This window comes from Planctomycetaceae bacterium (assembly GCA_041398785.1).
Taxonomy (GTDB): domain Bacteria; phylum Planctomycetota; class Planctomycetia; order Planctomycetales; family Planctomycetaceae; genus JAWKUA01.
The window spans coordinates 155553-181589 of sequence record JAWKUA010000008.1 but is presented as its reverse complement, the minus strand read 5'-3'; the positions used below and the strand labels follow the sequence as shown (position 1 = coordinate 181589).

The window sequence follows — 26037 nt, the reverse complement described above, 5'->3', positions numbered from 1 at the left end:
AATCCCTCGCGCGGGATGCACCGGCCGAACGACTCGTCAGGTCGTGAGAAACGTTTCGATCGCGTCCAGGCCGGCTTCGATTGTCTCCATATTTGTGGCGAACGACAGCCGTACGTAACCGGGAGCCCCGAACGCGTCGCCGGTCACCAGTGCCACGTGTGCCTGTTCCAGCAGAGCGGTGCAGAAATCGCTGCTGTTGTCCACAGTGACTCCTCCGGGAAGCGTGCGGCCGAAGTGGCTGCTGACGTTGAAGAACGCGTAGAACGCTCCGCCGGGATCGGCAAACGTCAGTCCCGGCATCTTTCTCAGCCGAGCAATGACGTAGTCGCGGCGCTGCTGGAAGTGCTGCAGCATTTCGGACACGCATTCCTGAGGGCCGTTCAGCGCCGCCAGCGCGGCGTACTGACTGATGCCGCAGGGATTTGACGTCTGCTGGCTCTGCAGGCCATCGATCGCCCTGCTGACATTTGCCGGCGCCAGAGTCCAGCCGATTCGCCAGCCGGTCATCGCGTAGGCCTTGCTGACTCCGTTGACAATGATCGTGCGCTGCTTCACGTCGTCGCCGAATGATGCAAACGTGCGGAAGGTGTAGCCATCGTAAATCAGCTTGTCGTAGATCTCGTCGGACAGCACCAGAATGTCCTTCTCCACGGCGACGCGAGCCAGCGATTCCAGAGTCTGCACCGGGTAGACGACACCGGTGGGATTGCTGGGGCTGTTCAGCATCAGCATCCGTGTTTTCGGCGTTATGGCATTCCGCAACTGGTCGGCGGTCATACAGAAGTCGGCGTCTTCGGTTGTCTCCACCAGCACCGGTTTGGCTCCCACAAGTTCCACCAGAGCGCTGTAGCTGACCCAGTAGGGAGTCGGAATGATGACTTCGTCGCCGGGATCACAGCAGGCGACAAGAACGTTGTGCAGCGCGTGCTTGGCTCCGTTGGAGATGGTCACTTCGCCAGGCTTGTAACTGACGCCGTAGTCCCGCTGAAAGGCATCGCAGACGGCCTGCTTCAGCGCTGGAATTCCGGTCGCCTGAGTGTAGTGCGTATGTCCGGCGTCGATGGCCGCTTTTGCTGCCGTGCAGATGTGTCCGGGCGTCGTGAAATCGGGTTCGCCCAGCGTGAATTCCAGAACGTCGATGCCCTTTGACCGCAGTTCGCGAGCTTTCGCGGCAGCGGCAATCGTGGCGGAAGGTGCAAGCTGGTTGACAAGGTTCGAAGTGTGCATTTGGAAGTTCTGTTGCTGGGATTTCACAATCGGCCGGGAAATTCAGCGTGCCGATTCAACGGTACGGATTCGTTCTACCGCCGACGGAAAGCCGGGGTTCGCCATGAGTCGTGTGACACGAGCCACCGGCGAGATTGTCGCGCGCGAGTCGGCCGAATGACTTCGCCTTTGACTCGAAATAAACGCGTCTCACAACGTTGCGGGCCGTGCTGCGCGTGAGTGTCACGGGATTCTGCAACTGGCATCGGTCAACTTCAACCGTGTGAATGCCGGATGCGTCGTAACGGCAAATCCTCTCGGTTTTGGTTGCTGTTCGTTCGTCAATCCGGGGGACTTGTTTCGGTGGCGCGATCGGCGGAAACTGCCGGAAGTCGCCGGGGTGCAAACTTACAGAAATCCAAATCGAGGGAAGGTGATGGCAGCCAACGATTTCGGATTGACGCATTTTTCGGAACTGGCTTACACTCCCGCACGAGTCGAAGAGTGACCGTAATGGTGCGGCACATCGGCTCAGTGGAATTCCGAGATTGTTGACAGGTCCGGCACCGCCCAACAGTCCATTCACCTAAGCGTGCCGACTTTCTTCCCACGGAGGAATCAAGGAATGGCTACAAGAAGCAACACCTCGGCAAAGCCTGCTGCGAAGTCGACCGCAAAGCGTGCGACGGCTGCCAGGTCCACCAAGTCAAAGGCCGGTGCTGCGAAGTCCACCACGAAGCGTGCGACTGCTGCCAAGTCAACCAAGGCTAAGACAGGGGCGGCCCGGACCACAGCGAAGAAGACAACCGCAGCCAAGAGCACGGCTTCCAAGCCGAAGACCAGCGCTGCCAAGTCAACCAAGGCACGAACCGGTGCCAAGCGCACCACGACTCGGAAGCCCGCTGCGAAGAAGTCGTAATCGGATTCCCCGGAAACCGAATCAGAAACGGCTGTCGTGTTCCCCGGAACACGGCAGCCGTTTTCTTTTGCGCAAATGCATGGCCCGCCAGGTTAGGCGAGCGGGAATCGACTCAATGCCCGGCGGCGACGTGTTCGTCGTGCTCCGTCCGGGACTCAAACTGGTCGCGGAAGATCACATCGACGGTTTCGACGCAGGCTGTCACGTGGTGCGTCGGCAGCACTTCCTGATGAATAAACGTCATCAGGTTGTCACAAATGTCAGGCGGGACAACAACCTCGATGCGTACCTGCTGCTTCTTGTGATGGTGGCCGTTCTGCAGATCACGACGTCCCACACCCGAACAGGGCAGCGCCGTATATCCGGTCGCTCCGCGATCGACGAATTCCTTCTCCAGCCAGTCTTCAATCTCGACATCGGCCACCACGGTTAGCCGCCGGATGCTGGCAAGGCCCTTCTTTCGGGCGGCATGAGCGTCATTCGTGAACGGCTGCAGCGTTTCCAGCCCGCGGATTTCAAAGCCCAGCCCCTCCTGGTCGAAGTCCCGTTTCATTTCTTCCAGCTTGCCCATGACGCTGTGGTCGACAAGTTTCGTGTCGGACAGATCGATAATCAGATTGCGCCGCTGGACCAGTCCGATGTCTTCAATCTGCCGGCGGAAGGGAATCCAGTTGCTGAACACGGCGGACTCGCGCGCCAGGATGACGCTGGTCTTGTCGTCGATTTCCTGCACTTCGATGTACGGCTTGAACAGCGACGAAACGGGCACACCGTTCGCCACGTGAATCACCATCTTCAGCAGGATGCCCGCGGCAACGCCGATCAGCAGGTCCGTCGCGAGCACCATCACGAGCGTGGTGACGAAGATTGCCAGCTGCTCGCGGCCGATGCGATACACATGCACGAACTCAGTTGGATGGGCCAGCCGGTAGCCGGTGTAAACCAGCATGGCCGCCAGCGCAGCCAGAGGAATCCAGTGCAGGACCATTGGGATTAGCGCCACGCATAGCAGCAGAAAGACCCCATGCCACATGTCGGCGAACCGGGTGCGGGCACCGTTGTCGATGTTTGCCCGGCTGCGGACGATTTCCGATATCATGGGCAGGCCGCCGACGGCCGATGCAGCAAGATTCGCCACGCCGACGGCAACGATGTCGCGGTTCATGTTGCTCTTGCGCTTCCAGGGGTCGATCAGGTCGACTGCCTTGGCGCTCAGCAGGGATTCCAGGCTGCCGATCATGAAGAACATCAGGACCCACTTCCATGCCTTGAACTGTGACAACACGCTGAAATCCGGATAGGCCACCTCTTTGAACATGCCGAACGTTTCCTTCGGCATCGACACCAGATACTGCTCACCCAGCTGGTACTCGTGATTTCTCAGCACGTAGGAATGTTCGTGCAGCAGGTCGAATCCCATCCCCATCGGCACAGCCACCAGCAGCACAACCAGCGGCGCCGGAATCGGCTTCAATACGGGGATTTTCGTTTTGACGACGGGCCACAGAAACATGATCAGCACGCTGACCAATCCGATGGCAGCGATCGCAGGATTCGCTTCCGCGAAAAATCCCGGAATGCCTCTGAGCAGTTCAAACGGGCTGCCTTTGGCGGAAACACCAAGAGCAACCGGAATCTGTTTTAGAATAATGATGACGCCGATCGCGGCCAGCATCCCATGCACGGCGGAGATCGGGAAGAACTCACCCAGAATCCCGGCTCGAAACAGGCCGAAGAAGATCTGGATAATGGCCGCGACGACTCCGACGGCCAGTGCGGCCTTGTAAGCCGTCATGTCGGTCGCGGCCCAGCCGTCGGCAATGCCATCGCCGCCGAATTCCTCAATGCAGCCCATCACAATCACGATCATGCCGGCTGCCGGCCCCTTGATCGTCAGTTCCGAGTTGCTGATGAATGTTGTCAGAATGGAACCGATGATCGCGGTAAACAGTCCGGCGATCGGCGGATAACCGCTGTTCACCGAAATCCCCAGGCACAGCGGCAGTGCGATCAGGAACACCAGGAATCCGGACACCAGGTCCTGCTTCAGGTAACGGCCAAAGCCGGACAGATTTCCTCGGGGGATGTCGGCGGCGGCAGGCCGGGCGGCAGTTGTTTCGGACATCGACATGCTTTCTCAAAAACTCAGATGAATCGCCGGTCGATCAGCCAGCGTTGTGGGGGAAACCGCTTCTGCCTGGGGCGGAAGCAGTCTGATCGCAGGAGAAACATCCGGCAGGGGTGCAGGGGAGGTGTGTTCGCCGACTTCCTCGGCGTGATGGTCGCTTGTTCTTGCCGCCACGCCGCGCTGCTTCATCAAAGCTTCCGCTGCGTGATAGCGCGATACGACTTCGGGCTGCGGATACAAACCGCCGCCGATGATCAGAGCCGCCAGAACCAGGATGGCGACCCGTTCGCACGGCCGGCATTCCAGCGAGACGGAGGCCATGTGCCGAGTTCCCGTGAAGACACGAAAGTACGCCAGCACGACTGCGATCCCGTTCAGTGCCGCGGCAAGCACCATCGCCAGACCGACCAGCGGATACACGGCGACCACTCCTTCGATCAGCAGCTCCGTACCGACGAACCCGATCGTTCCGGGAAACCCAATCGACGCCAGGCTCGTCAGCAGGAAAAGTCCTGCCAGCACGGGCGTGTGTTCATACAGTCCGTGAAAGCTGTCCAGAGACAGCCGCCCGGTGCGGGCTTCGATGCTTCTCAAGGTCAGGCCGAATCCCAGCAGAGAAATGCCGACGGACAGCCAGACACAAAGTGCGCCCGTCAGTCCTACCGGCGTCGCCATTTCCAGACCGACCAGCACCAGTGACGAATGACTCAGGAAGACGTAGCAGAAGAATCGGCGGGAATCGTGCTGCACCAGCGCCATGCCGGCCGCGTACACGGCAGTGAACAGCGACACAATTGCGATGCTCTGCAGCGCCCAGTCGGGAGCAATCGGCAGCACCAGTCGAATGACCGCGTAGGCCCCGGTCATGGGAGTCACGAACAGCAGTCCGGTCCCGAACGTCACTTTCTCGAACAGATCTGTGATCCAGCAGTGCAGGGGAGCGACTCCGCTGCGAATCAGCGCAGCCGCGGTCAGCAGACATCCGGCGATCAGTGGCGGGTTGGCCGCCGACGCGTCTGCGGGAACCAGCGCCTGACCGGCACACAGCAGGACAACAAACAGTCCCATGTGCAGGCAGTAGAACCGGGAGGACTGTCGCCGGTGCCGGATTTCAATCCACGGAGGAATCGTGGCCAGCGACAGCAGCCCGACGATGACCCACGGTTCGCGGCAGCTTAACGTCGCCAGCAGGATCGCTTCGGAGAACAACGTCCAGCCGAACGAAAAGCGGTTGACCTTTGTTCGCAGCGTGGTCATGACGGTCACGGCGTAAAGCATCGCCGCCAGCGGCAACAGCGGAGCACTCAGTTCGTCGACAACAAAAATGTCCGTGTGGAACAGGTTGCCGGGGACATTCCAGTGATCGTGCGCTTCGAACTGGCCCAGAGAACTGAAATCGATCCACTCACCGGCGGCACACAGCAGGGTGACCGTGCAGATCGCGATGCTGACCGTGCGAGCGCGGTCTCGGTTCACCATCTGCGAAACCCAGAGTCCGCCGAGAAGCGGAATGATGACCGACAATTCCAGCCAGGGAAGATGAAGTTCTGACATCAGACCACGTCCTCCAGCGAATCTCTGAACGGCGTGATTCGGTCCGACTCCGCGGCAGCGCCGCCAATGACGGAGGTCCAGCGACGCTCCTGCATGTCACACCAGCGAAACAGTCGAATGAACGGACGGACAATGAATTCATTCAGGAACCCGTCAAGGAAGCCGCGTTCCAGCGAAAAACAGTACAGCCAGGATCGGCGCCGTTCCGGGACAAGTCGCTCCCAGAAAGACGGCCCGGTTGACAATCGTTCTCCGATCGCGTTTTCCAGAGACTGATAGTCCTTCAGCACCGAAGGAGCACGCAGCAACTGCAGAGTTCGCAGGCAGGCATGACCGATCATGTGGATCAGGGCGATGTACCGCAGACCGCAGCCGATCTCCACAGTGATGATTCCGACCTGTGTCAGTGAGGCGAATGCCAGAGCGTTCTTCACGTCGGCCTGCACGCGCGAAGCCAGCGTTCCGAAAACTGCGGACACCAGTCCCAGCACGATCACAGCAATACTAAGCGGCACCGAAGCGGCCAGCAGCGGACTGACTCGCAGCAGCAGATACGTTCCCAGGTGAACGGAAAGCGCTCCGTAGAAGATGGCGCTGGACGGCGTCGGACCTTCCATCGCGCGCGGAAGCCAGCCGGAAAACGGAACCATGCCGGACTTGCCGGCCGCCGCGACCAGCAGCAACAGACCAACGATCAATGCGTGGCTGGAATCAATGGCTGCAACGCCTTCCGGCCAGGGTCCGGTTCCCATCAGCTTCTCGAAGTCGCCGGCTCCCGTCAGGTGGTGCAGCGTCAGAGCGGCGACCAGAAACGCGGCGTCGGCCACTCGATAGACCGTCCAGACTCGATGTCCGTTGCGAACCGGACCGGGACGTTCGTGAAAAAAAGCGATCAGCAGCGCGGACGACAGTCCGACCAGCTCCCAGCCGAAAAACAGTGTTTCAATCGTCCCGGCCAGCGAGGAAACGACCATCCCCAGCAGAAACACAGCGTACAGCAGAAAGAACCGACCGAAGCCGGTTTCGCGGTGCAGATACACGCTGGCAAAGGCTCCCACGGTACCGCACAGCACGAACGACAGGATGGCAAACGGCACGGATAGCCGGTCGAAGACAAACTTCAGATGAAAGTGGAACTCTTCCTGCGGGATCACGACCCAGTTTCCGATATCGATCGGCACGCTGCGCGCGTCGAAGGCCAGCATCATCCCGAGGATTCCGACCGCCGCCACCAGGCCGAACGATACGGCCAGCTTCGTGAGCCCCGCCTGGACAGGTTCTTCCACAGGACGACCGAACAGCATCGGCAGCCCGATCATCGCCAGCAGTGCCAGCGGACTGGCGACGACAATCAGCCCCAGACCCTGATAGACGGATTCAATCGTGATGGTGTGATCGGCGAACAATTGAAGTGACTCGATAGCTGGTGGTGCTGAAGAACGGAAAAGTGGCCTGAGACATGTAAATGCCGCCCGACCTGTTCAATGGCGACGCGCGGCAAATAGACGTTTGTGTGCAAATTGAAGCTATTCGACTTCCGTTTCCTCGATGGACTGAAACCGCAAGTGGCCGCGCGAACCGGCGTAGCATTCCAGCGACGAAACGGCTTCTCCCAGCTGGTCCGTCGACGCTTCGTAGGGTTCGAACCGGCCGTTCCGGAACAGTTCAATTGTGGAAGTCTCGGCGTCAATGACCGCCAGTTGGACCCAGCCGCCTCGGCACAGACGGCCGATGACGGCATTTCGATCCATGATGGACAGCATGGCCTGAGTGGTCGTTTCAATCACGAACAGCAGCCGCAGTGGCTCGTGAATCTCCGTGACCTGGGCATAGACGCCGGTGCGAAGGTCGCTGGACGAACCTTCCATCACACCCAGCAGTGACGCCAGGTTGTGCGGCAGCTTTGACCCGGCTCCGTAACGAACGTTGTCCACTGTCGAAAAGTAAAACTGCAGGTTGATGCCCGAACAGACGGGTATCGCCGCGGCAAGAATCCGCAGCAGAATGCTGGACTGTTCATCGTCCTGACCGGGGTCGTACGACGAAAGGAACGCGCGGCGGTCCAGAAACAGGCCGCGAGTCCATTCCCGCCGTCCGACGATGCACAGCGCGTTGGTAGCGTGGTCGTATTCCGGGCGAACCTGCGCCAGGTCCTGAGAACGTGATTCCACGTGTCTCAGCGCTTCGTCGGCGGTGAGTGTCAGCGGTGCCGAAACAAACCGGCGGCAGCGTTCGTGAGCGTTGCGTCTGCGAGCGTCGTCGATCGCGGTGCGCGCGACTTCGAAGTCCGTGCGATGCGACGCCGGCAGCCGGTCAAGGTCGTAGTACACGACGGAATCGTCACAGGTGTTGTGATAGGCCCCGACGAAAACCGTGTCTTCCGGAATGTGCAGGCCGCGTTCGTCCAGCATCGCACGGACTCGCCAGTCGTTCGCCATTTCGGCGAATGCCCGGGCATTGGGACCGCCCCGTTTTCCGGCGCAGGCTCCGCAGCAGTATGCGGATTCGTGCGGGTTGTTCAGACTGGAAGAACCATGACCGCAGACAACGAACAGTCGCGAGAATTTTTCCGTTTCGATCAGGCCGATGTCCTGCAGCAGGCGTTCCACGATGCCCGCCATTTCCTGCAGCGTGTAACCGACATGGCCATTGTTCGGACCGGGAGTTTCCTGATGCCGCAGCAACTGCAGCCGAGTCACCGGCGGCGGTTTCAGCAGTGCTCCGACACGGCTGCGAATTCTGGAGGTCAGGTGCGGAAACAGAACTCGCGCGACGAGTGGCACGGTCGCCAGTGAACCGGCGATTCCCGTAAACACGCCGCCGATAAACGTGCGGCTGCGAGTGTGGAACAGATACGTCGCCCACCCCAGCCGGTTTCGAAGCTGAGCGCGGCTGTGATGCATGCCTTCGAACGTGTAACCCACGTCCTCCTGAACATAATGCACCGGGTCGATAACGACGGGACAAAGAGGCTTATAGAAGCTGTCCGTGGCTCCCTTGTAGTTCATCGCCACGGCAAAGAATCCGGCGGCGGCGAACGTCTCACATTCCGGCGCCACTTCTTCAATATGCCTGCGGAACGACTCTTCACGGTCATCGATGCAGGTCATGATCTGAAACGTCGGCGGCTGAAACGTGTCCGCTGTGCTTTTTTCTCTCAGTCGCCGGCGGCGACGGGAGTGGATTTCGAAGGCATCCAGAGCCGCCACGCGGTACCGCCGTTCGTAGGCTTCATGGAACACCCGGCGACGTTCCAGCGCAGAGAAGTTCTCGAACTCACTGACCAGTTGCGCCCACTGTTGCCGAGTCAGAGACAGCAGCACTCGCGGCTGCCAGCCCAGCATTTGTCCCACCTGAAACAGCAGAAACGCGCGGCGCTCGACGTTCAGCGGTCGAGGCTCCGGAATCAGTGCGGCGGCCTCTGCGACCACTCTGCTGATCGGACCGGACACTCCCAGAACTTCCCGGCCGATATACGCGATCGCCTGCCGTTCCAGGATCAACTGGATCGCCAGGTAGTCGACGATGGATCCCTTTGGAGCCGGACGCACCACCCATCCGGGAGCATTCTCAAGCTGCCAGATCATTCCCGCCCAGCCGCGCAGCGACAGCAGCGTTTGTGTGATGAACTCTTCGCGATCCGCCGCGGCCACGCCCAGAATGTCCAGCGACTCTTCGATTGATTCTTCCGCCGACGTGTTTTCCCTTTGAAGCGTCAACAGTTCATCCCGCAGGTCGCGAGTCCATTGCTCCGGGACGCTGCGATGCTGGGAATACAGCGACAGGAACGCGTGATACAGCCCCCGGTCGCGATGGGGCATCTTCCAGTCCGCGTACCCCTGATCCAGAAACGCACCGCAAAGCCGGATCAGAACATCATGAACGTAGCGGTTGATGTCTTCACCGGTGGCCTTCAGCAGGATTTCCCGCGGCGTCAGAAGCCGTTCCTGCGGCGGATGACCGGCCGAAACGTCTTCGACGCCCTGCCGGCAGACTCGCCACAGCAACTGCAGAGAAACCGCTTCCCAGCGCCGCTCGCGCCAGCGACTGAGGCGACGTCCGTAGCGGCTGAACATGTCGTCCGTCAATTCGCGGAACTGCTCGTCCGAACACGACGGATCTTCCGCCGCGCCGGTCAGCCGTTCCGTAAACCATTCGCGAGTGTCGGCGAGCGTTCTTTCCCGCACGCGAACGGGTACTTCATGACGGAAGCGATCCAGCGCATCCGTTTCCGCGACGACCCACTTCAGCTCCGCGTCCGGACCCACATGCAGCGGATGCCGCAGCATCGCCATCCGAAGCTGCAGACGTGTTCCCAGAGCGTCGATCCGGTCGTCATCCTGCTCACCAAGCTCTTCCCGCAAGACGGCTTCCAGATCGGCGGTGGTGATGCGACCGGCTGTCAGCAGCTCGCGATATTTGGATTCCGGAAAGTACGGGTTTCCTCCGTAAACGCGCTGCGCAGCCAGCACGCCGTCATGAAACGGCATGCCTTCGAACGCCTCCAGTGGGTTCAGATAGACGAAGACCTCGATCGGCCCCTGCGTGGGCAGCAGCGGCGTCACGCGCTTCATGATCTGCCGAAGATCCGGCTGCTCGCCGACGAAACCCGAGCCGGCGTTCTTAACATGATCTGCGATGGAAGCTGTCGACACCGTACGGTTCCTGAATCGTGAACTCGGGCAAGTGCCGGCCCGAGACGCCCGGTGAATTTCTGCGGTTCCGCGGCGGTCGGAGCGTTGAGACTCCGGACCGCGAACGGGCCGTCACACCTTTTAGCAATGGCCGTGCCAACCGGGGCCGCTGCCCCGGACCTCCCCGGATCTTGTCGGGAATTCACAGATATTCGGTGGGAATTCCCGCGACTTGCGTGTGTCCGGGCAAGATCGCGCCGCTCTCATGCAATCCTCTGCAGACGAGACGCAACTTACTGCACGACGCGACTTCCGGATGCCGGACGATGTACTCCGCGCCAGACTGTCTGGCGACCTGGGCAATCCGAAATCCCCGAACCGACCGATGTTTTGGAGTGCGATGATTCAGCATCGCTTTGGGTTTCGCAGAGAGGACGAAATTTGTGATGCCGTGCGGTTCACGGCTATTCGCCGACCACGTGAAAACCAAAGCGGCGACCGGTCGCCGCACTCCAACGGGCCGCACGTGCCTGCGGACGAACAACGCGGCAGCGTTGCCGTCCCGATCGGTGCGCGGTCATGAAAGGACGGTAAGGATCACGTCCGCCGTGAGCCGTCTTCAATCCGGCCGAGCAGTCGCAGCAGGCCGTCCAGAATTGTCATAGGATGCGGCGGGCAACCGGGAATGTACATGTCGACGGGCACGATTCCGTCCGCGCCGTTGTGCTGTTCCGGATTGTCGACGAACGGACCACCGCTGATCGCACAGGCTCCGACGGCAACCACAATCTTCGGCGCAGGGACGGCATCGTACGTCTTTTGCAGAGCCAGCTTCATGTTGTCGGTCACCGGCCCGGTTATGATCAGCCCGTCGGCGTGACGGGGAGACGCGACGACATGAATTCCAAAACGACTCAGGTCAAAAACGATCGTCCCCAGCACGTTAATATCCGCTTCACAGCCGTTACATCCGCCCGCGCTGACCTGACGGAGCTGAAGGGATCGCCCGAACAGCTTTCGCGACTTTTCTTCCAGAGCGTCCGCGATTCGAAAAGCCTGGCCGTCAAGAATCAGATCCTCCCGAGTCCGCGCAGCAAGGCGAAAGTCCTGTGTGTACTCGATCGCACCTTCCGGACACGCGTCGGTGCAGTCGGTGCAGAAGAGGCAACGGCCGAGATCCAGTTTCATCGAACCGTTCAGTGTGATCGCGTCCGTGGGACACGCGTCGGCGCAAGCTCGGCAGCCGTCCGGACATTTCGACGAATCAATCACCGGCAGCCCGCGAAAACGCTCCGGCAACTTTGGTGCCTCGCCGTCAGGCCATGACATCGTTCGATGGCCCTGGCAGCGACGTTCATTCAGAATTCTCAGCATGGGAAAGCAGGTTTCCGTTTCAGTAAATGGATTCCGGCCGCTTACAGATCGTGTCCGCAGTAGCTCAGATTGAAGCTCTTGTTGTTGACCGGAAAGTCGGAGATCTCCTGGTTCCGAAGCGCCATCGCCAGACCGATCCAGTTGTGGAAGCTGGGGTCAACAATCTTGTAGTGAGCGAAGCGCCCGTCGCTGTCGGTGATGGCGACGTGACAGATTTCCCCGCGCCAGCCTTCATTCAGCGACACCGTGAGCGAATCCGGCTGCAGCGATCCAACGTCGGTCTTTGTCGCCGTGTCGGGCAGCGCGCGAAGCTGATCCTGAATGAATCTCACCGAACGCTGCACTTCCAGCCACCGCACATAGGCGCGAGCGAACACGTCGCCGGTGTGCCAGGTGGAAACCGGCACCTGATGAAATCGGTACATTCCCGATGGAAAATCCCGTCGCGCGTCGCGGTCGATTCCACAGGCCCGGCCCGCCATTCCGACCAGGCCCAGGTCGTCGGCGACTTCCCGCGGCACTCTGCCACAGTCTTCGAATCGGGCCATCACGCTGGTGGTGCTCCACAGCAGGTTGGCCGCGCCTGTGAGATCCCGAAAAGCGGTTTCCGTACGGTTTTGAAGTTCGTCGCGCATCGCCGTGTCGATGTCGAATCGCACGCCGCCAGGCAGAACCAGGGACCGCCCGAACCGGTTGCCGCAAATCAGAGCCGACGCGTTCAGCCAGTCGCCGCGAAGCCGCCCGCAGAACGAAGCGGTCGGCAGGAACCCCACGTCCAAAGCGAGAGCGCCCAGGTCTCCCGTATGATTGGCCAGACGTTCCAGCTCCAGGCCGATCGCCCGAATCGCGTGGGATTTCAGCGGCGGTTCAACCGATGCCAGGCCTTCCAGCAACTGGCAATAGGCCGTGCCATGTCCGACGGACGTGTCGCCGGACAGTGTCTCCATGAAATGCAGCGAACGTTTGTCCGGGCCGCCGATCAACTGCCGTTCGATGCCGCGGTGCTGAAAACCCAGTTCGATCTCCAGCGAAAACACGTTTTCTCCGTGGCACTGGAATCGGAAGTGGCCGGGTTCGATGACGCCGGCATGCACCGGACCGACGGCAACTTCGTGGATTTCGTCCCCCAGCACTCGGAAGTAGTCCGTACCGGCTGGCTGAACACAGGGCAGAATTTCGTCGTCGGACGTTCGGCCCCACGCGTCACGGCCGTCGACATACGATCGATGAAACCGAATGGGCTTCAGCCACGGATGCCCCTCCGGCACAATTCCCCACTGTTCGGCGATTTCCCGTTCGAACCAGTGAGCCTGCGGGGTTCGCGGGGTGAATGACGGGTAGCTGTCGTTCACGTCCGTTGCAAACACGGAAACTCGCCCGGCGACTCGATGATTCGTCACCGCATACAGACGCACCGACTGGCCGGAACCCGGGACTCCGAACAGAGCCGACAGACCGCTGGCATTTCCGCGAAGCTCGTCGCTCAGCTGCTCGGCAAAATCGTCGACGGGCAGCACCGGCACGTCGGCCAGCGGTACCGGACAGCAGTTCGTTGTTGTGAGCTGTTCCGCAACTTGTGTCATCGATGATTCCTGAAAGACCCGTTCGTCCATTTCCGCGTCGGGAAGTCCGTTGTCATGCCGACCGGGCAACGGAAGCGATTCGTGCGCTGGCGCGACGCCGCGCGTCAGGTGGTCGTTAGTTTGCCTCGCTGGTCAACTGCTGAGCTTCGTGAAACCTGCTGCCCGCGTCGCGGAGGATTCTGAACAGCGGTTCTCCTGTCTGCCGCTTTTGCAGTGCTTCCTGAACGGTGTCCACGCGCAACAGCGCTCCCAGTCGAGACAACATCTGCAGGTGCTCGTGAGCCGTCGGGCAGATCAGCACGAACAAGGTTGTGACGGGACGATTGTCGGGCGTGGACATGCTGAGCGGCTGGCTCAGGTAGCACAACCGCATAACAGCGGCAGGAACGTTCAGCAGCACCGGTTCGCGAGGATGCGGGATGGCTATTCCATTGCCGACCGCCGAACTGCCAACCGTTTCCCGCGAAAGAAAGAGTTCGATCAGGACATCCGGACTCATCGTCGCGGGAAGCGGAAGTCCGTTCAGGGCGACCTTCAGAACTTCGCGAAGGGAACTTCCGGACACGTTCTCCAGCACTCCACCACTCTGCAGGGCATCCGACACATGCGTTCCGGCAGGTGTCAGATCGTCGCTCTCCGCGGCATAGATCGCGGGAGAAAACGGATATCCGTGGAACGCCGCCCATTCGAGCAGCTCGGCACGATGAAATCGATATTGGTCAGCGACCAGATCTGACGGCAGGTTTTCGCTCTTGATCCACTTGATGATGCGGTTCTCGGAGACACCGAAGAAATCGGCAACCTGTTTCAGCGCCAGCTCCATGACGATCGTTGACCTCGGGAATATGCGGAACCGGAAACAACACCGCTCGCAGCGGCACACTTCTGCTTTCAGCGCAGATAGATTCAGCGCGCAGTTACATTCAGCGCAAAGTGTGCCAGAAAACAGGAATACTGCAGTGTCGACGGGATCATTCTCGATATTCGTTGTGTCGTCGGAATACACCGCGCCGTAACCGCGTTTCCCGCAGCCGGATTGGTCAGCGTTGTTCGGCGCGCGGTTCGGCGAGTGCCGATGCTGACCGATTCTGCATTGCCTGCAGATTTACCCGTGCAGCTTCTTGCAGTTGAGTGCAACGAATTGCACGTCTGAGCCAGCCGGACGGCTGCTGTGCTGAACGTGGGAACGCCCTCGGTTGAGTCAATTCACCGGACGATAAATCGCGCACAAGGTTCGAAGTGAACGCCCCCGCACGCTGCCGTCTGCGGGAACTCAATCGCCGACGGTATCAGTCTTCCGCAATCCGGTTCCCGGCCGGAAGAAAGGCGTTGCACGGCACTGAAAATGCTGAGTTGTACTGACTGGCGGAGTGTTGCCGTCGTCTATGATCTGCGGCGTCTGACCTGCTGTCCGTCCGGGTAACAACCGGATCCGTTCTTTGACTGGCGCTGGACAGGAACAAAGCGTCGCCGGGCCGGATTTGGAATTCTGAAAGATGCCATATTGAATTCCACCCAGATGATTCTTTGCGGGGCCGCCTGTTCCGCGCTGAGTGGATTGCCGGCACTGTTGTCGCCGGTTCGGTCAAGAGCCGGGCAGTTGCTGTCGGCCACGATGAATGTGGCTGGTTGTGGCTGCGGTCTGGCAGGCGTCTGGTCTTACTATTCCACCGGTGATGCATCGCTGGTGCGCTTTCCGGCGCCGATTCCGGGTTTCGAATTCACTGCGGGACTCGACGGGCTGTCGGCGTTCTTTCTGGTACCGGTGCTGGTGGTCTGTGCGCTGGCGTCGATCTACGGAACTCAGTACTGGTCGCAGCACAGCGGTGCGGAGAACGCGCGGCGCGTCTCCGTGTTTCTCGGCCTGATGACGTCCGCCATGATGATGCTGGTTTCCGCTGCGGACGGGTTGCTGTTCCTGTTTGGCTGGGAAGTCATGGCGGTTTCCACCATGTTCCTGGTTTCGACCGAAGAACACCTCGCGGAAACACGCAGGGCCGCCTGGCTGTATATCGCCGCCAGTCACCTTGCGACGCTGTGTGCCTTCGGTGTTTTCGCTCTGCTGTACGCGCAGACCGGTTCGTTCGGTTACTCGACACTGCCGAATTCGACATCGACGGCGGCGATCGCCATGGCGGTGCTGGGACTGGTCGGCTTCGGCACAAAAGCGGGGCTGATGCCGCTGCATGTCTGGCTTCCGGGAGCTCACGCCGCTGCGCCCAGCCATGTGTCGGCCGTGATGTCCGGCGTGATGCTCAAGATGGGGATCTACGGCATCTTCCGCACGGCGTCGTTCTTCCCGCAGATTCCGCTTTCGTGGGGCCTGGTGACGCTGGCCGCTGGCACGATTACCGCCGTTCTGGGAATCGCGTTCGCCGTCAGCCAGCGCGACTTCAAGCGGCTTCTGGCCTATTCCAGCGTCGAAAACATCGGAATCATTGTGATGGGACTGGGCCTGGCGTTGATCGGTCGCGCGACCGGACGTCCCGAATGGGTGATGCTGGGCATCTGCGGAGCACTGCTGCACGTCTGGAATCACGCGTTCTTCAAGTCGATGATGTTCTTCGCGGCGGGGTCCGTGATTCACTGCATGACAACACGCGATCTGGACGTCATGGGCGGGCTCAGCCGTCGCATGCCGGTGACGGCAACCTGTTTTGTCATCGGCGCTGTGGCGATCTGCGGTTTGCCGCCGTTGAATGGATTCGTATCGGAACTGATGATTTACATCGGGCTGTTCGGCACGCTGCCGACGAAACCCGGCGAAACGGAGTCGCTGGTTTCCACCGCCGCATTTGCCACACCGGCACTGGCTCTTGTGGGAGCCCTGGCGGTTGCCTGCTTCGTGAAAGTGTACGGCATCGTGTTCCTTGGAGCGGCGCGAAGCGAAACCGCTGCTTCCGCGCATGAATCCGGTCATGCGATGACCGCACCGATGATCGTGCTGGCCGCCTTCTGCGTGCTGATCGGAGTCGCACCGGTCCTGGTTGTTTCGATGCTGGAACGAGCGGCAGGTACCTGGGCAGCGGCGGACACCGGTGCGACCGCCGACCTTGCCGAACTTTCCCTGCGAACGGTTTTTCCGCTGGGACCGGTCAGCATCATCGCGGGAATCCTGATTTCCCTGGTGGCCGTCGGCACGATTCTGCTGCAGCGCCGAGTCAGAAGCGCACCGTCGGGCCTGACGTGGGATTGCGGCTACGCGGCGCCTTCCGCGACCATGCAGTATTCGTCGTCGTCGTTTGCGCAATGGCTGGTGAATCTATTCCGCTGGGCACTTAAGCCGACCGTTCACCCGCCGAAAATCGACACGCTGTTCCCGGAAAACCCCCGTTTTGAGACCCAGATTCCTGACACGGTGCTGGAACGAGCCGTCAAGCCGATGACGCGAAACGTGAAGTGGCTGTTCGGATGGTCACGATTTCTGCAGCAGGGCAGTCTGCAGGCCTATCTGCTGTACATCCTTGTCATCGTCGTCTGTCTGCTGCTGTGGCGGCCTGGGGGATAGCCGAAGGGCACTGATGTTCCAATACCTTTCCATTCACAGCCTGATTCATGTTGCGGTGGTGCTGCTGTTTCCGCCGCTGCTGCCGGGGATCATCAACCGCACCAAGGCGATCTTCGCCGGACGCCGCGGTCAGCCGATCCTGCAGACGTACTACGACCTGGCCAAGCTGATGCAGAAGGAATGCGTCTTCAGCCAGACGACGACCTGGGTCTTTCGGTTCGGCCCGGTGGTGGGCATGGCAACGGCGCTGATCGCCGCACTGGTTGTTCCCATGGGTCATGCCAGCGCTCCGCTGGCCTTTACCGGCGATGTCATTTTGTTTGCCTACGTCCTGGCGCTCGGCCGGTTCTTCACGATCGCCGCCGCGCTGGATACCGGTTCTGCCTTTGAAGGCATGGGGTCCGCTCGCGAAGCCACGTTTGCCTGCCTGACCGAACCCGTGCTGTTTCTGGGTCTGCTGGTCCTGTCGCGAATTACAGGGTCGCTTCAAATGAGCGGCCTGCTGGGCGAAGCGGTCGCCGGCGGCTGGATGACGTCCGCCGCGCCGCTGCTGCTGATTGTCGTGAGTTGGTTCGTGGTGCTGCTGGTCGAAAACTGCCGCATCCCCTTTGACGATCCGAACACGCACCTGGAACTGACGATGATCCACGAAGTCATGGTGCTGGATCACAGCGGCCCGGCACTGGGAATGATCGTGTACGGGTCGGCCGTCAAACTGTTTGTATTCGCCGCGATGATCATCAATCTGGCCGTCCCGGTCGGCACCGGCTACAGCCTGCTGGACTGGCTGATTTTTCTGCCGGCCACCGTTGTAGTTGCCATCGTGGTCGGGATTGTCGAATCCATCATGGCTCGCCTGAAGCTTGCGGAGATTCCCAAGCTGCTGGTCACGGCCGGTGTTATGTCGCTGTTTGCTGTCATCCTGCTGTTGAGTTACCCCTGAAGTTTCAGAGGCGCCGAACGCGCCCCGACGATTTTCCTGACACACGTCCCGGAACCGGCATCCGATACTTCCCGGGCTGTTTTTTCCGACTGTTCAGGTCTGTGTGATTTTGTCCGCATGAACGAATTGCTGCTTGATCCGGGGCTGGTCATCGCCCTGCTGCTGAACTTTTATGTCCTGACGATCACCCGCCTGAAGCAGGCGATCTATGCGGTGGCATTTCAGGGTGCGCTGCTGGGACTGCTGTATCCCATCGCTCACACCGGGCTGGTGTCCGCCGTCGACGCGCATTCCCTGGACACGTTTACTGTCCTGCGGCTTCTGGCGCTGACCGTGGCGGTTGTCATCATCAAGGGCTGGGTGATTCCCGGATTTCTGCTGAGAGCCGTTCGTGTCGCCGATGTGCGATCCCAGGTGACGTCGACGATCGGGACCGTGTTGCCGCTGTTGATGGGAGGGCTGGGAACGATGCTGGCCATCGTCTTCGCGCGATCACTGCCCCTTGCGGCGCAACACGCCAGCCACCTGCCGATACCCGCGGCACTGTCCACCGTGATCTGCGGCTTTCTGATGCTCAGCACGCGCCGCGAGGCACTGGGGCAGGTGCTGGGTTACATCGTGCTGGAAAACGGCATCTTCATCTTCGGACTGCTGCTGATCGAAGCGGTGCCGATCATGGTGGAACTGGGCATTGTGCTGGACCTGTTTGTCGGCGTGTTTGTGATGGGCATCATCTTCAACCACGTCAGCCGTGCCTTCCCGGAAGCCAGCGTCGAACACCTGTCCAGCCTCAAGGAATAGCGCCGCGTGTTGATTCTGCTTGTCATTGTGCCACTGATCGCCGCCGGCATCGCGTTCGCGATTCCTTCGAACCGCCTGCGCCCTTGGGTTCTTCCGCTGGCAGCGGCGGCACATCTGGGGCTGACAATTCGGATCCTGCCGATGGGCGATCAGTGGATCTTCGATCGCTGGCTGGCGATCGATCCGCTGAGCCGTGTGTTTGTCGGCTACATCAGCCTGCTGTTCTTCCTGTGCGCGCTGTACGCTCCCGCCTACCTTCGTTCACGATCCGAACGAGACAACCGCGTGCTGTGCGGATGCCTTCTGGTGGCGCTGGCGATGATGTCGCTGGTGACGCTGTCACACCATCTGGGACTGATGTGGATCGCGATGGAAGCGACGACACTGGCAACCGCGCCCAGCGTCTACTTCAACCGGAATCCGCGTTCGCTGGAGGCAACGTGGAAATACCTGGTGATCGGATCCGTCGGCATCGCTCTGGCGCTGCTGGGTTCCTTCTTCCTGGCCTATTCGATGATTCAGGCCGGGTCGGAATCGACGCTGCTGTTCGACGAACTGGTCGAACATTCACACAAGCTGTCGCTGCCCTGGCTGCATGCGGCGTTCGTGCTGCTGCTGGTCGGGTACGGAACCAAGATGGGCCTGGCACCGATGCACACCTGGAAGCCGGACGCCTATGGTGAGGCTCCGGGAATGGTGGGAGCACTGCTGGCCGGCGGACTGACAAGCTGTGCCTTTCTGTGTGTCCTGCGGTTCTATCATGTCGCTCATATCGCTCACGACGATGCGTATTCCCACCGGCTGCTGATCACGATGGGCCTGCTGTCGATGGGAACCGCGGCCGTGTTCATTCCGCGACAGCGCGACATCAAACGGCTGCTGGCGTACTCCAGCGTCGAACACATGGGAATGCTGGTGTTTGGCATGGGGATCGGCGGACTTGCGGCAACCGGTTCGCTGTTGCATGTGATCCATAATGGTCTGTGCAAGGCCGGTCTGTTCATGGCCGCCGGTAACATTCATCGAGCGTACGGCAGCAAGGAAACCGACCAGGTTCAGGGTGTTCTTCATCGCCTTCCGTTCAGTGGCTGGGCCATGGTCATCCTGTTCTTCGCCATCACCGGGTCGCCTTTGTTCGGACCGTTCGTCAGTGAATATCAGATTCTGGGAGGAGCGTTCTCCACGGGACACTTCGGCTACGGACTGACGTTCCTGGTCCTGCTTCTGATCGTGTTCTTCGGAATGGGCAGCACACTGCTCGGCTGCCTGACGGGTCCTGCTCCTGAAAATGGCGGACCGAACCGATTTCGAGACAATCTGCCCATGATTCTGCCGATCGCGCTGTCGCTGCTGCTGACACTGCTGCTGGGAATTTACACGCCGCAGTTTCTGGAAGAATGGATCGGCGGCGCCGCGAAATTCCTGCAGCGTGTTCCCAGTGATTAATCCCGACCGCCTGCTGCGGTTGGGCCGCAGCCAACCTGCGCGCGACCGACCAAACGTCCGCAGTACGGGATGCGCGGCTACAACCGGGGCGATGCTCCCGCCGAGCCGCGTGTGCACTGGATTGTCCGATGCAGCAGGAGCGCGGCAGCGGAGACGCATTCCCGGATTACTGTGTACCATCGCCGGACTCTCTTTTTTGAATCCGGCCATATGACGGATTGAGGCACACGCCCTTGTTCCGCTGAAGCCGGGTCAGTCGAATACAATTCAGCAGCGAATTTTCGTCTGATCCCAATCAGCAGGTTTTCGGTCCGCCGCTGCAAATCACATGTTCCGCGTTCAATCAACTGCAACAGGACGTGACTACCGTCTGGCGATTGCCGGGCTGCTGACGCTCAGCGTGGCTGCTCTTGCCGTCACCGTCTGGGTGATGGTCGATTTTCTGCGCGAACAGGAAATTGTCCGGCAACTGATCGGCCAGCTTCCTCCCGAAGCCACGGAATCCGCGAGAGAACTTGCCGGGGAGCTGCGGTGGCAATTCCGCCTGACGATCCTTGTCGTGCTGAATCTGGTGGTCACCGGCTTTGCAATGCTGCTGCTTTGGCGAGCCTACAACACATCGCAGGATTCCCTTCGCGACATCAAGGCGCTGGCGGCGGACGTGCTGGACAGCATGGATCTGGCCATCATCACAACGGATGTCGATGGCCTGGTGACCAGCATCAATCGCCGCGGCCTGGAACTGCTTTCGCTGACGGACGAGCAGGTGGGGCGCCCGCTGAACGAACTTTCGGACAGTCTTCCGCTGGAGGATTTTCGACAGGAATCCCGGTCCATCGGCCACGAACCGCTGACTCGCGACTTTAACATCGTCGCTCGCGACAACGTCCGGACACTGCGAGCATTCTGCCAGCCGCTGCGCGACCGGGCGGACGCGGACATAGGCAACATCGTTCAGCTTCGCGACGTCACCGAACGGATCCTGATGGACGATCGCCTGCGCCGCATGGAACGCTACATGGGACTCGGTTCGCTGGCGGCGGGGCTGCACCACGAAATCAAGAACCCGCTGGCCGCACTTTCGCTTCACGTTCAGTTGCTGGAGGAACAACTGGATGACGGGACCATGTCCGACGAAGCTCGCGACATGCTGGGCGTCATCAGAACGGAAGTCACCCGCGTCGGCGGAGTGCTGGAAGGCTTTCGGGACTTCGCCTCGCTCGGCAAACTGAACCGCTGTGAACTGAATCTGGCCATGCTGATCGATCGGCAGGTCAAGCTGGTCGCACCTCAGGCCAGCCGGCTGAACATTGATATTCACGTCGACCTGCCGCCGGAACCGCTGCCGATCATCCTGGCGGATCGGGTGCGGCTGGAACAGGTGCTGCTGAACCTGCTGGTTAATGCCATGGAATCCATGCCGGAAGGCGGCCCGCTGAGAATCCACGCGGCGGTTTCGGAAGCCTCCGATCCTGCCTGCATCCGCGTTGCCGTGATCGACGCGGGTGTCGGAATTCCCGAAAATCTGAGGGACCGAATCCTGGATCCCTACTTCACCACCAAGAGCAACGGGACCGGCATGGGACTTGCCCTTTGCGAAAAAATCATTCGCCAGCACCACGGTAACCTGGAATTCCGAAGTTCTTCCGGCGGTACCACCTTTGAATTCACGCTTCCCATTCAGTGACTGTCCGCCGCCGGAATGCGTTCAGCGATTGCCCATGAACGACGAGTTTCACATTCTGATTGTCGACGACGAACCGAACATCCGGTCCGGCCTGGCGAAGGGTCTGGCGAAGGAAGCGGATCACATCGAAACGGCCCGCGACGTCCATGACGCCCTGGAAAAGTTCGATGCCGGCAACTTTCAGCTTGTGATCGCCGACGTTCGCCTGCCGGGCGACCGGGACGGACTGGATCTGGTGTCGCTGCTGCTGCAGCGCAGGCCGGAGACAACCGCAATTGTGATCACCGCGCACGGCACCGTCGAAACCGCTGTCGACGCCATGCGCCGCGGAGCATTTGACTTCATCATGAAGCCGGTCGACCTGAATCTGATTCGTCAGCAGGTCCATCGCGCGCTGGATCATCATCGGCTACAGGCGGAGAACCGCGAACTCAGGGACCGCCTGGCGGACGCGGGACAGATCTCCGGCATCATCGGCAACAGCGCCGTCATGCAGAATGTGTTCGAGCAGATCCGGCAGGTCGCCGATACCGACGCCACGGTCTTCATCCGCGGCGAAAGCGGCACCGGCAAGGAACTGATCGCCCGAGCCCTGCATGACCTGAGCAACCGAAGCTGCGGCCCCTTTATCGCCGTCAACATGGGAGCGCTGCCCGAAACGCTGCTGGAAAGCGAACTGTTCGGCCACGAAAAAGGTTCCTTCACCGGTGCGTCGCGACAGAAGCCCGGCTGCTTCGAACAGTCCCGCGGAGGCACGCTGTTTCTGGATGAAGTCACGGAAATCCCCGTCAAGAGCCAGGTCGACCTGCTGCGAGTGCTGGAATCCGGCCGGTTCAATCGCGTCGGCGGTGAAGAAGTGCTGTCGTCCGACGCGCGCATCGTGTCGGCGACGAACCGCGAAATCCTGCCGATGATCGAAGCCGGCACATTCCGCGAAGATCTCTACTACCGCCTGAATGTCGTCCCGATTCAGGTACCCGCACTTCGCGAGCGGCGTGAAGATATCCCGCTGCTGGTCGAACACTTCCTGAACCACTTCTGCAAGCGGCACTGTCGTCCGCCGAAGCAACTTGCCGACGATGCGGTTCAGGTGCTGACAGCCGCCAACTGGCCTGGAAATGTCCGACAACTTCGCAATGTGATGGAGCGGCTGGTGGTGACCGTGGCGGACGACGTGATTCGGGCCAGGAATCTGCCCGCCGAACTGAACCCGCTGCAGCCGGTCTCCGCCACCGTCGTCGCCCCGCTGGTGGAGGTCACGGAAAAAGCGGAACGGGATGCCATCCAGGCCGCTCTCGCCGTGTCGGATTTCCGTCGCGAACAGACCGCAAAAGCGCTCGGCATCAGCGTACGAACCCTGCACTACAAGATGAGCCGGTACGGGCTGCACTGAGTTCGATGTCAGTCGCCGCGCTGTACCACATTGACTTCGATTCGGTGCAAAGATTTGCACGGCGGATGCTGAAACCTGCACTCGCCACCAGGCAACGGGCAACGGCATCCTGAACTGCACTTGTGCCGGCGGTTACCGGTATCTGCTCCGACACTTGTGACTCAGTCAACAGGCGGAATCCGGAGAACCGCAAACAGAGTCGGCGACGACAACGGCACGCGTCGCTGCGAGCGACCGGCAAATCCGCAACCTCGTCCGCCATTGGCACACGTCTTGCGTTTTGAAAAATGAACTTGCTTCGATCCCTGGGGCTGCCGCGAGGTTTCCAATGATGACAGGCTTCACGCTTTCAGACGACACGGCTTCGGCAGCAGACGATCCCGGCCCGGCGAAATCCCCATCGGAGTTGTCACTGACCGATGTCTTTCACGAGAACTGCATCGAGATCATTCGACCGGCGACCGGGAAATCTTCCGCCATCAGCCTGCTCATCCAGATCCTTGCGCGCGAGCAGCGGATTGACCGGATTCATGCCGAAAAGCTCGTCAGGGACCTGATCGAAAGGGAAAGGCATACGTCATCCGCTATCGGCAGAGGCCTGGCGTTTCCTCACCTCCGAACGCGAGACGTCACTCACTTCGCTGGCGCGATCGGCGTGGCACCGGACGGCATCCATTTCGGTTCCCTGGATGGTGAACCCACAAAGCTGGTGTTCCTGACGCTGTCACCGTGGGATGATCGCGAACAGCATCAGCAACTGCTCAGCCGACTCGTCAGCCTGATGAAGGACAAGGCGGTCAACATGCGGCTGAACCATCAGATGCAGCCGCGGGACATCTACGCCTACCTGACGGATCTCGACGACCAGTCCTGATCGGCCAACCGCCGGGCGCGCTGGCCTGCAGGGTCTGTGGTGCTAGACTGCATCGGCCGGGAGTCTGTCCCGCCGTCCGATTGTCCGTTAAAGCATCCGGTCCGCGATCATGCAGAAACTGGTTGAAGGTATCCATGCGTTTCAGCGCCAGCATTTCAGTCAGAATGCGACACTGTTCGAAACGCTGGCGGAAGGTCAGCAGCCCCTGGCGCTGTTCGTGACCTGTTCGGATTCGCGCATCAATCCGAATCTGCTGACCCAGACACGGCCCGGTGAGCTGTTCATTCTGCGGACCGCCGGCAACATCATTCCACCGTACGGGGCCGTTCATGGCGGCGAAGCGGCCACGATCGAATACGCAGTCAGCGTCCTGAAAGTGAAGGACATTGTCGTTTGCGGGCATTCGCACTGCGGCGCAATGTCCGGGCTGCTGAACCAGGATCAACTGGCAAATCTGCCGGCGGTGAAGGCGATTCTGTCCCATGCCGAAGCGACTCGACGCATCGTTCTGGAAAACTACGGCCATGTGAAAGGCGACGAACGCAGGTTGACGCTGACCGTTGAGGAAAACGTCCTGGTTCAACTGGAAAACCTGCGAACTCACCCCGCCGTGGCGGCGGCAATTTCGCGACGCAGCCTGAACCTGCACGGCTGGGTTTATCAATTCGAATCCGGCCAGGTGTTCGCGTACGACCCGGATCACGGACAGTTCCTGGAAATCCGGGATATCGCAGCGCTCGAACCGGACATGGACCGCAGCCTGCCGGCAATCTGAGTCCTGCGATGCGGTGCAGACCGTCCGGCTACGAAAGCCAGCCTCGCTTCCAGAAATACGCCAGCAGCCCCAGAGCCGTTCCCGCCATCAATGCCAGCGCGAACGGATAACCCAGCGCCCAGCGCAGCTCGGGCATGTTCCACGGCGAGACGTTCGTGTCGAAGTTCATCCCGTACAGGCCGGCGATGAAACTCAGCGGCATGAACAGCGTGGCGATCACCGTCAGCACCTTCATGATTTCGTTCATGCGGTTGCCGACAACGGTCAGATAAAAGTCTCGAAGGTCGGCGCAGGTTTCCCGGTCCGTTTCGATGACATCGATGATCTGAACTGTGTGGTCGTAGCAGTCGCGCAGGTAGATGTCCGTCTCATCCGACACCAGTTGCCCCGAATCGCGAATCAGCGCGTTCACGGCCTCCCGCAGCGGCCAGATGGACCGCCGCACCGACAGCAGTTCGCTGCGCAGCGTGTGGATCTGGTGAATCATGAATCGTTCCTGGCGCACGGCGATCCGTTCATCCAGCGCGTCAAGCCGTTCACCGTATTGCTCCAGCACGGGAAAGTAGTGGTCGATGACTCCGTCCAGCAGACTGTACAGCAGGTAGTCGGCTCCGCATTGGCGGATTCGTCCGGTGGACGCTTCCAGTCTTTTTCGAACAGCGGCAAAACAATCCGTCCCGCTTTCCTGAAACGTGACGACGAAGTTCGATCCCAGGAACATGGAGATCTGCTCGCTCTCCAGCGACTCCCCGCTTCGATAGGCCCGAGCCACCAGAAACAGATAGCTGCCATACATTTCGACCTTCGGACGCTGATGGACGTTGGTCACGTCTTCCAGGGCCAGCGGATGCAGCCCGAATATCTCGCCGATTCGAGTCGTCACGCGGGCGTCACCAAGACCGTCGACATCCACCCAGGTCACAGGCGACTGATTCAGCCGGGGCGGAATCGAATCGAGATCTTCGATGGTCTCGTCGTGGTACTCGGAAGTCCCGTATCGTGTCAGCCGCACGACGGGAGCCGTCGCGGTGGGGCCCGGAAGGATCGTCCCCGGAACCGCTCCCGGCTTGCTGCGCCGTCGCAGGCGCTGTCGCAGGCGGCCCGGAAACTGAATGGCAGACGCGAGCATGTACTGGTGCCTCGATCGAGATTCGCGAACGGCAGGTTGTTCGCGCGGTCGTCTCAAAGCATCTTCGACTTCCCCTGTCTCCG

At 60.4% G+C, this 26037-nt stretch carries 18 protein-coding genes; 8 read left to right on the top strand and 10 right to left on the bottom strand.

Features of this window, described 5'->3' with window-relative positions:
• Positions 1 to 36 precede the first annotated feature (36 nt).
• From R3C19_11605 to R3C19_11565, 9 genes are all read right to left on the bottom strand, one after another.
• Positions 37 to 1227 carry a pyridoxal phosphate-dependent aminotransferase gene (locus R3C19_11605; GenBank protein MEZ6060999.1) on the bottom strand — a complete coding sequence of 397 codons (1191 nt, stop codon included), beginning with the start codon at positions 1225 to 1227 and terminating at the stop codon, positions 37 to 39.
• A 597-nt stretch (positions 1228 to 1824) separates the two neighbouring features.
• Positions 1825 to 2058 carry a hypothetical protein gene (locus R3C19_11600; protein ID MEZ6060998.1) on the bottom strand — a complete coding sequence of 78 codons (234 nt, stop codon included), beginning with the start codon at positions 2056 to 2058 and terminating at the stop codon, positions 1825 to 1827.
• A gap of 179 nt (positions 2059 to 2237) precedes the next feature.
• Positions 2238 to 4250 carry a SulP family inorganic anion transporter gene (locus tag R3C19_11595; protein MEZ6060997.1) on the bottom strand — a complete coding sequence of 671 codons (2013 nt, stop codon included), beginning with the start codon at positions 4248 to 4250 and terminating at the stop codon, positions 2238 to 2240.
• 12 nt (positions 4251 to 4262) lie between these two features.
• Positions 4263 to 5807 carry a proton-conducting transporter membrane subunit gene (locus R3C19_11590; protein MEZ6060996.1) on the bottom strand — a complete coding sequence of 515 codons (1545 nt, stop codon included), beginning with the start codon at positions 5805 to 5807 and terminating at the stop codon, positions 4263 to 4265.
• Positions 5807 to 7213, bottom strand: a complete 1407-nt coding sequence (locus R3C19_11585; protein ID MEZ6060995.1) for a proton-conducting transporter membrane subunit — start codon at positions 7211 to 7213, stop codon at positions 5807 to 5809. The genes R3C19_11590 and R3C19_11585 overlap by 1 nt, the downstream gene beginning before the upstream one ends.
• Positions 7214 to 7333: 120 nt before the next feature.
• Positions 7334 to 10462, bottom strand: a complete 3129-nt coding sequence (locus R3C19_11580; protein MEZ6060994.1) for a DUF2309 domain-containing protein — start codon at positions 10460 to 10462, stop codon at positions 7334 to 7336.
• 576 nt (positions 10463 to 11038) lie between these two features.
• A complete protein-coding gene (gene nuoB / locus R3C19_11575; GenBank protein MEZ6060993.1) occupies positions 11039 to 11815 on the bottom strand; it encodes an NADH-quinone oxidoreductase subunit NuoB in 777 nt (258 codons plus the stop codon).
• 41 nt (positions 11816 to 11856) lie between these two features.
• The gene (locus tag R3C19_11570; protein MEZ6060992.1) at positions 11857 to 13398 is read right to left on the bottom strand and encodes an NADH-quinone oxidoreductase subunit C; all 1542 of its coding nucleotides are present in this window, start codon (positions 13396 to 13398) and stop codon (positions 11857 to 11859) included.
• 115 nt (positions 13399 to 13513) lie between these two features.
• Positions 13514 to 14221, bottom strand: coding sequence for a PTS sugar transporter subunit IIA (locus R3C19_11565; protein ID MEZ6060991.1), 708 nt, complete (start codon positions 14219 to 14221; stop codon positions 13514 to 13516).
• Positions 14222 to 14902: 681 nt separating this feature from the next.
• On the opposite strand from R3C19_11565, the gene R3C19_11560 reads away from it, so the two are divergent.
• The 8 genes from R3C19_11560 to R3C19_11525 all read left to right on the top strand — a co-directional run bounded on the left by R3C19_11560 (position 14903) and on the right by R3C19_11525 (position 24825).
• Entirely contained in the window at positions 14903 to 16906 is a 2004-nt protein-coding gene (locus R3C19_11560) for a proton-conducting transporter membrane subunit (GenBank protein MEZ6060990.1), read from the top strand.
• A gap of 13 nt (positions 16907 to 16919) precedes the next feature.
• The gene (locus tag R3C19_11555; protein MEZ6060989.1) at positions 16920 to 17849 is read left to right on the top strand and encodes an NADH-quinone oxidoreductase subunit H; all 930 of its coding nucleotides are present in this window, start codon (positions 16920 to 16922) and stop codon (positions 17847 to 17849) included.
• Between the two features lie 117 nt (positions 17850 to 17966).
• Positions 17967 to 18650 carry a hypothetical protein gene (locus R3C19_11550; protein MEZ6060988.1) on the top strand — a complete coding sequence of 228 codons (684 nt, stop codon included), beginning with the start codon at positions 17967 to 17969 and terminating at the stop codon, positions 18648 to 18650.
• A 6-nt stretch (positions 18651 to 18656) separates the two neighbouring features.
• Complete coding sequence (locus tag R3C19_11545) at positions 18657 to 20096, top strand: proton-conducting transporter membrane subunit (protein MEZ6060987.1); 1440 nt, start codon at positions 18657 to 18659, stop codon at positions 20094 to 20096.
• A gap of 328 nt (positions 20097 to 20424) precedes the next feature.
• Entirely contained in the window at positions 20425 to 21783 is a 1359-nt protein-coding gene (locus R3C19_11540) for an ATP-binding protein (GenBank protein ID MEZ6060986.1), read from the top strand.
• Positions 21784 to 21817: 34 nt separating this feature from the next.
• Positions 21818 to 23176, top strand: a complete 1359-nt coding sequence (locus tag R3C19_11535) for a sigma-54 dependent transcriptional regulator (protein ID MEZ6060985.1) — start codon at positions 21818 to 21820, stop codon at positions 23174 to 23176.
• Between the two features lie 328 nt (positions 23177 to 23504).
• Positions 23505 to 24050 (top strand): PTS sugar transporter subunit IIA, encoded by a 546-nt coding sequence (locus R3C19_11530; GenBank protein MEZ6060984.1) that lies wholly within the window; start codon positions 23505 to 23507, stop codon positions 24048 to 24050.
• A gap of 109 nt (positions 24051 to 24159) precedes the next feature.
• Positions 24160 to 24825 carry a carbonic anhydrase gene (locus R3C19_11525; protein ID MEZ6060983.1) on the top strand — a complete coding sequence of 222 codons (666 nt, stop codon included), beginning with the start codon at positions 24160 to 24162 and terminating at the stop codon, positions 24823 to 24825.
• Positions 24826 to 24853: 28 nt separating this feature from the next.
• Here the strand turns inward: R3C19_11525 and corA are convergent, their stop codons facing one another.
• Positions 24854 to 25954 (bottom strand): magnesium/cobalt transporter CorA, encoded by a 1101-nt coding sequence (gene corA, locus R3C19_11520; GenBank protein ID MEZ6060982.1) that lies wholly within the window; start codon positions 25952 to 25954, stop codon positions 24854 to 24856.
• Between the last annotated feature and the right edge of the window lie 83 nt (positions 25955 to 26037).